Origin of the sequence: Streptomyces sp., assembly GCF_036566765.1 — a bacterium.
Classification (GTDB): Bacteria; Actinomycetota; Actinomycetes; order Streptomycetales; family Streptomycetaceae; genus Streptomyces.
The window spans coordinates 1-2,565 of the sequence record NZ_DATCVQ010000411.1; the positions used below are offsets into that span (position 1 = coordinate 1).

Genomic DNA, 2,565 nt, shown 5'->3' on the forward strand with positions numbered 1-2,565 from the left:
CCCGGCGTACACCTTGGCGAAGTACGGAATGAGTCTGCTGACGCTCAGCTGGGCGGCGGAGTACGCCGAGCACGGCATCGCCGCCAACTGCCTGTGGCCCGAGACCCTCATCGCCACGGCCGCTGTGCAGAACCTCCTCGGTGGAGACGCAGCGGTGGAGAGGTCGCGTACGCCCGAGATCGTCGCCGACGCCGCGGTGGAGATCCTGGGGCGCCCCTCGCGCGAGTGCACCGGCAACTCGTTCCTGGACGTGGACGTGCTTCGGGATGCCGGAGTCACGGACTTCTCGAAGTACGGCGGGACCGGCGATCTGGAGTACGACATCTTCGTGGACCGGCCATGACCAGCCTCGTGCGGGAGCGGCGCGGAGACGTCGAGATCCTCCTGCTCAACCGTCCCGAGAAGCGGAACGCCCTCGACACCCCGACGCTCCGCCTGCTCAACGACGCGTTGAGAGAACTGTCCGATGACGGCGAGATTCGCGCGGTGGTGCTCTCGACGACATCTCCCGACGCCTTCTGCGCGGGCGCGGACGTCACCGAACCCCTGGACGCAGCGGGCGGAGTCGCCCGGATGGAAGCATTCGCGGAGCTCTACCAGCTCGTCGAGCAGGTGCCCGTGCCGACGATCGCTGTCTGTGTCGGCAACTGCGTGGGCGCCGGTGCCGAGATCATCGCCGGCTGCGATCTGCGCGTGGCCGGGGACAATCTGAAGCTCGCCTGGGCAGGCGCCCGGCTGGGCGTTCCGGTCGGCCCGGCCCGGCTGACCCAGCTCGTCGGCCTCTCGCGCGCCAAGGAGCTGATCTACACCGGGCGCCCCGTCGGGGCGAACGAGGCTGTCGCGATGGGCCTGGCTCAGCGTACGTCTCCTGCCGACGAGGCCGAGGCGGTCGCCCTCGAGCTGGCAGAGCTCATCGAGCGTCAGTCGTCCGACGGGATTCGCAACCTGAAGGAGATGTTTCGCGAGCTCGAGGGCAGTGACCGCCGGATCACCTACGAGAACGAACGACTGCTCGACTTCCAGAGGAACAGCGTCGGCTTGCCGCAGGGCTAGCTGCGGCAAGCGGCTAGCTCGGGCTCGGGGTGCTCAGCGTGGATGCGTACGTCTTGGGGCAGGTGCTGCCCGAGCAGGCGCGGTACTTCGCATCGAGTGCCTTCAGCTGGGCGACGACCTTGGCGTACCTCCGGTCCCCAGCCAGGTTGCGCGTCTCGTACGGGTCGACGGCGCGGTCGTAGAGGACGGGCACACCGGTCGCGGTGAGGGTGATGTAGGTGTAGCGCCCGTAGCGGATGCCGCGATACTTGCTGTTCGTCCCGCCCTGAGTCGGCCAGGCGGCCACCGGGATCGGCCGGTAGAGCGTCTTGCCCGCCTTCACGCTTGCCGCGAGCACGCGCGTGATGTCGACACCGTCCTGAGCCCGCCCCGGCGTCGCCCGCCCGAGCGCGGCAACCGTGGTGGCGATGTCCGGGTTGCCGACCGCGGAGCCGACCTTGATGTTCTTCGGGATCCCGGGCCCGACCATGATCAGCGGGATCCGCATGGACTGCGACGACTCCCACAGCTTGCCCAGGCGGTTGTGGTGCCCGGTGGTGTAGCCGTTGTCGCCGGAGAAGATGATGACGGTACGCCGGTACTGCCCGCTGTTCTTCAGGTGGGCGATCGTGCGGGCGACCGCCCGGTCGACCGACTGCGCCGCTTCGATGCGCTGCTGGTAGACGTAGCGCATGACCCGCTTCTGGGCTGTCGTGTAGGGCTTCCCGGCAGTCACCTGGCCCGGTCCGGCGTAGAACATGTCCGGAGTCGTGGGCAGCCCGAGGCCGCTGAAGCGCCCCTTGTCCGCACCCATCGGCCGGGTGTTCTCCAGCCACAGTGACGGCTGGTTCGGGTAGCGCTTCTTCGGGTCGCTGGCCTCGACCGGGCCGCCCGCGTGCGGCGCCACGTAGTTGACCCACAGGAACCATGGCTTCTTGCCGCCGACGTTGGTCCCGGCGTTCTTGATCATCTTGATCGACCGGTTCTGCAACGCGACCGAGCTGTAGAGACCAGGGCTCTGGATCGTGCCGTTGTTGTTGAACTTCGGACTCAGCAGGTTATAGGTCGACGGATCGATCGTCGCCTGCCAGTTGTCCCACCCGGGCTCGCCGTTGGAGTAGCGCTCGGATCCCTTGCCGTAGCCGTTGAGGTACTTCCCGAGGAACATCGTCCGATAGCCGGCTTTGTCCATCCACACCGGAAGCGTGTTCCGACGCCCCGTGAAGCCTGTGTAACCGCCGTTGGTCCCGGAGATCGACCAGTTCTTGTGGTTGTGCGCATATTTCCCGGTCAGCAGGCTCGCCCGCGCCGGCACGCACAACGGCGTCGGCGCCACCCCATCGGTGAACGTCGTCCCCTGCTGCACCAGCAGCTTCTGCACGTGCGGCATGTACTTGATGTCCGTCGCCGCCAGGTCATCGACGTTGATCATCAACACGCTCGGCCGCCCCGACTCCAACCGCCCCGGCAGCGCCGCCGCCTCCGCCGACGACGTGGGCCCGCACAGGACCGCAACGGTGCTCGCCACCGCCA

The 2,565-nt window shown here is 67.8% G+C and carries 2 protein-coding genes and 1 pseudogene; 2 read left to right on the forward strand and 1 reads right to left on the reverse strand.

The annotated features are described in order from the left end of the window. Together VIU94_RS23895 and VIU94_RS23900 are read left to right on the forward strand one after the other, a co-directional pair. A pseudogene (locus VIU94_RS23895) lies at positions 1-343 on the forward strand (SDR family oxidoreductase); the annotation flags it as partial. Continuing rightward, the gene (locus VIU94_RS23900; RefSeq protein WP_331913941.1) at positions 340-1,053 is read left to right on the forward strand and encodes an enoyl-CoA hydratase/isomerase family protein; all 714 of its coding nucleotides are present in this window, start codon (positions 340-342) and stop codon (positions 1,051-1,053) included. The pseudogene VIU94_RS23895 and the gene VIU94_RS23900, both read left to right, overlap by 4 nt. Before the next feature lie 13 nt (positions 1,054-1,066). Here the strand turns inward: VIU94_RS23900 and VIU94_RS23905 are convergent, their stop codons facing one another. Next, on the reverse strand, positions 1,067-2,464 hold the full coding sequence (locus VIU94_RS23905; protein ID WP_331913943.1) for a sulfatase-like hydrolase/transferase: 1,398 nt from the start codon (positions 2,462-2,464) through the stop codon (positions 1,067-1,069). Between the last annotated feature and the right edge of the window lie 101 nt (positions 2,465-2,565).